Source organism: Streptomyces sp. NPDC057271 (assembly GCF_042668715.1).
GTDB lineage: Bacteria > Actinomycetota > Actinomycetes > Streptomycetales > Streptomycetaceae > Streptomyces.
On sequence record NZ_JBHUYJ010000070.1, the window covers coordinates 35,578 to 41,579 of the forward strand.

Sequence of the window (6,002 nt, forward strand, 5' to 3'; positions counted from 1 at the left end):
CGGGGAGCCCCCTCCTCCGGCCGAGCGGGGGCCCGGTCGGAAAACGACTTGCCCACGGCCTTCCCCTTTCCTTCCGTCTGCCGGGGGGGGACGGGCCTGCACCCCGCTCCGGCTGCCGAGGCTGCTCGGGCTGCCGCGTCTCCTCAGGCCCCTCGGGCGTGACGGGCTCCTCCGCCGGAGCCACCGCGTAGGTCTCCACCGACCAGAGCGAGTAGCCGTACCGCGTCGCCCGCCGGTCGCCCTGCACGCGGAGGAAGCGGGTGTCCGCCGCGTCCATGCGGACGCTCTCGCGGCCGCCCCGGCCCTCGGCGACGGTCGCCGCCGTGCGCCAGGTGCGGCCGTCGGCGGAGACCTGGATCCGGTAGCGGGACGCGTACGCGTCCTGCCAGTGGAGGACCACCTGGCCTATCCGGGCGGGGCTCGCCAGCTCCATCTGCCACCACGCGCCGTCCTCCGCGGGGGAGGACCAGCGGGTGGCCGGGTCGCCGTCCAGGGCCGACACGGCGGGGAAGTCGGGGGTCTCGTCGCCGGATGACGAGGCCGTCGCCGTACGCGCCAGGTCCGGGCCGGCCGTGCGCGGGAAGGCGCGGACCGTCAGGATCCGTTCCTCGCCCGCGAAGGACACCGACACCTGGTACGAGCCCGCGGGCACGTCCGGCGCGACCGAGACCTCCAGCGGGACGGACGCGCGCGTACCGCGCGGCACCCGGGCCTCCTTGGGCAGCCGTACCTCGATCCCCTTCGGCGCCCGCGCCGTCAGCGCCCCGCGCACCTCGTCGGTGCTCCGGCCCACCAGCCGTACGTCCACCCGCCCCGCGGGTCCGCCGATCTCGGCGTCCAGCTCCGCGCGGGCCAGCACGAGCTCGGCGGGCGGGTCGTCCGCGAACCACGGCACCAGGGAGCGCACCCGCGGGTCGCCCCGCCCGTCCGCGCCGTTCCAGGCGATCCGTACCGCCTCCGCGTGCAGCCCCCGCACGTCCGTCTGCGTCCAGCCGGTCGGGGAGACCGGGCCCAGCGAACGCCAGCCCTCACCCGGGAGGTACGCCTCCACGCGCGCCGACTCGCCCGAGCCGGGCTCCGTCATCACCGTCACCGACTCCAGGGGGCGCGAGCGGTCGAGGCGCACCGTGTACGCGTCTTCGTCCCGGTCCGCCGTGCGGCCGGGGCGGCGCGCGCGGTCCGCGCCCGTCCACGCCGCCGACTCCGTCACCGCGCGGGTGAGGAACGGGTCGAGGACGCCCTTGCCGACGGTGACCTCGCTCCCCTTGAGCGCCTCGCGCAGCGACTCCAGCCGCAGCTGGGACTGCCAGGCTTCGGCGCCGTCGTCACGGGCCTGGGCGAGGATCATGTCGACGGCGGTCTCGCCGGCGAGACCGTAGCGGGACAGCTGCTCCAGCCAGGGGCCGACCTCGTCGTCCAGGGTGCCGTCGGCCGTCGCGGCGAGCCGCCGGGGCGCCTCCCGCATCACGGTGAACGCCGCGCGCAGTTCGCGCCCCGCCTTCTCCCGTACCGCTCCGTCCCGGGCCGTACGGCTGTTCCAGAACGCGGTCATCAGCGGCTTGAGGTACGCCGACTCGCCCGCCGGGTCGAGGATCGACGAGGCCCCGTTGCCGGCCAGCGCACGCAGCGCCTCGCGGGCGGCCGGGTTCGGTCCCGCCAGTTCGTCGACGGCGGCCCGCCAGGACTCCTGCGGCCGGTAACCGCGCGGGTTCCAGGCGTAGTCCGCGGCCGTGAAGAGCGGGATCCGGGAGACCGCGGCCTGCTCCATGGCGTTGGCGAGGAACGCGGCGGAGCCGGCCGCCACGGCCGGCTCGCGGCCCATGGCGGGCCCGAGGAACAGCCGGTCCTGCGCGTAGTCGTTGACCGGGTAGTTGTCCATCGTGACCAGCGGGTGGCGCAGCGCGTCCCGGGCGCCTGCCAGGTCGCTCCCGGTGATCCGGCGCGGGACGGCGCCGACGCCGGTCCAGGCGACCTGCACCCGGTCGTCGAGCGCCGCGGCGAGCGCGGTGCGGTAGGTGGTCGCGCCGTCCTGGTAGTACTCCGTCGGCATCAGCGTGAGCGGCTCCGAGCCCGGGTACCGGGCGGCCAGATGACGGGCCACCTCGCTCGCGACGCGCGCGTGGGCGGTCGCCGCCGCCTCGGGCCCGCGCCCGAAGGTGTCCGCGTCCTTCGAGCAGTGCCACTCGCTGTAGCTGGCGTCCTGGAACTGGAGCTGGAAGGAGCGCACCCCCAGCGCCCACATCGCGTCGATCTTGCGGGTGAGCGCCTTCATGTCGTCGTCCGAGGCGAGACACATGGACTGCGCGGGCGCCACGGCCCAGGCGAGCGTCACATGGTTGGCGCGGGCCCGCTCGGCGAGCGCGCGGAACTCCGCGCGCTGCCCGGCGGGATAGGGGTCGCGCCACTGGGTCTGGCGGTACGGGTCGTCCCCGGGCGCGTAGAGGTACCGGTTCTGCTTGGTGCGGCCCATGAAGTCGATCTGGGCGAGGCGCTGTTCACCGCTCCAGGGGCGACCGTAGAAGCCCTCCGTCAGGCCGCGCACGGCGGTGCCGGGCCAGTCGCGGACGACGACACCGGGGATCTGCCGCTCGTCCTCCGCCGCGCCGTCGATCAGCTGACGCAGTGTCTGAACGGCGTGGAACAGGCCGTCCTCGCCGACTCCGTCCAGGGCGACGGTGTCCCGGCCCTGGAACCGGCCCGTCGCGAGCCGGTAGCCGCCGCGCGGCAGATCGGCCCGCTCGGCGGCGCGCAGCGCCCGCAGGGCCTCCTGGGAGGCGGCCGAGCCCACGCGGATCACGGTCCCGCCGCCCGGCAGGGACGTGTGGACGGTCCGTGCCCCCGCCGCCCGCAGCACCTCGTGGAGCGCGGCGACGGCGTACGGGTCGGCGTCGGCGTCCGCGAGCAGCGTCACCTCGTCACCCAGCGGCACGGCGGGACCGGCGGCCCGCAGCGACTGCGGGCGGGGCCAGACCTCGGGTCCGGCCGGGCTCCGCGGGACGTCGGGGGTGGTGACGGGGGAGACCGGGGCGGCCTGGGCGGCGCCGGTGAGGCCGCTGCCGAGGAGCCCGCCGATCACCGCGGCGGCCACGGCCGTCGCGGTCCGCTTCCTGCGTCGGAGGTGCACGGGGCCCCTCTCTCCTGTCGGTGACGCCGCCTCTGGGTCACGAGTGGGTCACGAGCCCACCACCCGTCCGCCGGGGTGTCAATGCAGGTGGCCGAAGTGTCGGGTTTGCCCGGGGGTCTTCCGGCGAGGTGGCGGTGGATCGCCAATCTCCGCCGGTAAAACGGGACGCGGTGGGTAGGGCTACGTCGTTCCACCTGTCGAGACGAAACCGGGAGACCCCCCGTGACCACGATCACCCCCCACGCCCCCGAGATACCCGAGCTGAAACAGGGCCCGCTCACCAGCGAGCCGCCCCTCGCCCACGCCGCCCCGCTCACCAGCGAGCCGCCCCTCGCCCACGCCGCCCCGCTCACCAGCGAGCCGCCGCTGACCTCGGCGACCCCGCTCACCAGCGAGCCGCCGCTGACCATGGTGGCGCCGCTCACCAGCGAACCCACCGCCCCCGGCCCCTCGGGCGGCACGGAGTCCCCCGGAGTGTGACCGCGGGGCCGGCCGCCACCGCCGTCCCAGACCTCTGGAGTGTGAAGTGACCCTGGCCCGCCTCGCCGCCCTCCACGGCGTCGCCACCGCGTACGAGCCCTCCGCGGGCGTCACCGTCCAGGTGCCCGACGCCACCGTCGTGACCGTGCTCGCCGCCCTCGACGTGGACGCCGGCACGCCGGAGGCGGTCGCCGCCGCCCTCGAAACGGCGCTGCGGGCCGAGCGGGAACGGCTGCTCCCGACCACGCTGGTGCTCTGGCGGGACGGCCCCGTCCGGCCGCCCCGGGACCTTCCGCCCGGCACCCGGCTGCGGGTCACGACCGAGTCGGGCGAGGTCGTCGAGGGGGACCGCTGGGAGGACCTGCCGCTCGGCGTCCACCAGGTCGAGGCCCGGGACCCCGAGGGACGGGGCGGCCCCAGCACGCTGATCGTCGCCCCCGCGCGGGTGCCCCGGCACGAGGGGCGCGTGTACGGGCTGCTCGCCCAGCTCTACTCGGTGCTCTCCACCCACTCCTGGGGCATGGGCGACCTCGGCGACCTGCGCGAACTGGCCACCTGGGCGGGCCGGTCGCACGGCGCCGGCTTCGTGCAGGTCAACCCGCTGCACGCGGCCGTGCCCGGCGCGCCCACCGACCCCTCTCCGTACCGTCCCTCCTCCCGGCGCTTCCCCGACCCGGTCCATCTGCGGATCGAGGACATCCCCGAGTACGGCCTCGTCGGCCCGCGCCACCGCGACGCGCTCGACGCGATCCTCGGGGACGCCGCCGAGCTGCGCGAACGAGTTCTGCGCAAGGGCGCGTTGATCGACCGGGACGCGGTGTGGGAGGTCAAACGGCGCGCCCTGGAGCTCGTACGGACCGTGGAGCTGGGCCCGGGCAGACGCGCCGAGTACCACGACTTCCTCGCCGAACGGGGCCGTGCGCTGGAGGACCACGCCACCTACTGCGCGCTCGCCGAACGCCACGGACACCACTGGCGGACCTGGCCCGAGGAGCTGCGCGACCCCCGCTCCGCCGCCGCGGCCGTCCGCGCCGACGGCGAGCTGACCGACCGGGTCGACTTCCACTGCCGGCTGGCCTGGCTGACGGACCGCCAGCTGGCGGCCGCGAGCGCGGCCGCCCGTGAGGCGGGGATGGCCGTCGGGATCGTCCACGACCTCGCGGTCGGCGTCCATCCGGAGGGCTCCGACGCCTGGGCGGCACAGGACGCCTTCGCCGCCGGGATGTCGGTCGGCGCCCCGCCCGACGCCTTCAACTCCCGCGGTCAGGACTGGGGTCTGCCGCCCTGGCGTCCCGACGCCCTCGCCGCCTCCGGCTACGCCCCGTACCGCGGTCTATTGAGGGAGCTGCTGCGGCACGCGGGCGCGCTGCGCATCGACCACGTGATGGGCCTGTTCCGGCTCTGGTGGGTCCCCGAGGGCCGCGAGCCCACCGAGGGCACGTACGTCCGTCACGACTCCGAGGCGATGCTCGCGGTCCTCGCCCTGGAGGCGCACCGGGCCGGCGCGGTCGTCATCGGCGAGGACCTCGGCACGGTCGAGCCGGGGGTACGCGAACAGCTCGCGCGACGCGGGGTGCTCGGCACCTCCGTGCTCTGGTTCGAACGGGACTGGTCGGGCACGGGCCGGCCGCTGGCCCCGGAGGAGTGGCGCGCCGACTGCGTGGCCACCGCCACCACGCACGACCTCCCCTCCACCGCCGCGCGCCTCTCCGGTGACCATGTCGCCCTGCGCCACCGGCTCGGGCTGCTCACCGGCGACCTGGGGCGCGAGCGCGCCCGGGACACGGCCGAGGTCGGCGAGTGGCTGACCTGCCTGGAGCGGCTCGGGCTGCTGCCGGAGGGCCCGGGCGACGAGGAGGCCGAGGTGCGGGCCGTCCACCGGTTCCTGCTGCGGACGCCGGCCACGATGGTCGGGGTGTGGCTGCCGGACGCGGTGGGGGACCGGCGGCCCCAGAATCTGCCCGGGACCTGGGACCAGTACCCCAACTGGCGGCTGCCCGTGGCGGGCCCCGAGGGCCAGCCGCTCACCCTGGAGGAGCTGGCCGCCTCCCCCCGGCTGCACCGGCTGCTCGCGGTCTTCGGGCCGTCGGGGGACGTCCGTACGGCACCCCCGGGCGCGCGGCCCGTTTAGGTGTTCGCTACGTTTGCACCGTGGACAAGAAGAACGCCCTGCGCGCCGGTGCTGTCGCGGCCGGTACGACGCTGATGATGCTGCTCATGTCGTCCCCCGCGCTCGCGCTCACCCGCGACGACGGTGACGACCCGGCCCCCAAGCTGAGTGTCGTCGAGACCCTCGGTCTGTTCGTGGCCGCGCCGATCGTGCTGTTCCTCGTGATCGCCGGTCTGGTGATGGTGCTCGACAAGTCCGACCGGCCCAGGAAGGCCTAGGGCTCCGCAG

At 75.8% G+C, this 6,002-nt stretch carries 4 protein-coding genes; 3 read left to right on the forward strand and 1 reads right to left on the reverse strand.

The genetic code is table 11. The features are described 5' to 3' along the window. On the reverse strand, positions 1-3,124 hold a 3,124-nt coding region (locus tag ACFUJR_RS26885), incomplete at its 3' end, for a beta-N-acetylglucosaminidase domain-containing protein (protein WP_383450800.1). Between the two features lie 231 nt (positions 3,125-3,355). Between ACFUJR_RS26885 and ACFUJR_RS26890 the strand changes: the two genes are divergently transcribed. The 3 genes from ACFUJR_RS26890 to ACFUJR_RS26900 are packed head-to-tail and all read left to right on the forward strand — an operon-like array spanning position 3,356 to position 5,992. Continuing rightward, positions 3,356-3,604: a hypothetical protein gene (locus ACFUJR_RS26890; RefSeq protein WP_383169742.1), complete on the forward strand. Its 249-nt coding sequence runs from the start codon at positions 3,356-3,358 to the stop codon at positions 3,602-3,604. A gap of 46 nt (positions 3,605-3,650) precedes the next feature. Then, a complete protein-coding gene (gene malQ / locus ACFUJR_RS26895) occupies positions 3,651-5,735 on the forward strand; it encodes a 4-alpha-glucanotransferase (protein WP_383169736.1) in 2,085 nt (694 codons plus the stop codon). Between the two features lie 20 nt (positions 5,736-5,755). Next, on the forward strand, positions 5,756-5,992 hold the full coding sequence (locus tag ACFUJR_RS26900) for a hypothetical protein (RefSeq protein WP_383169738.1): 237 nt from the start codon (positions 5,756-5,758) through the stop codon (positions 5,990-5,992). Positions 5,993-6,002 lie beyond the last annotated feature (10 nt).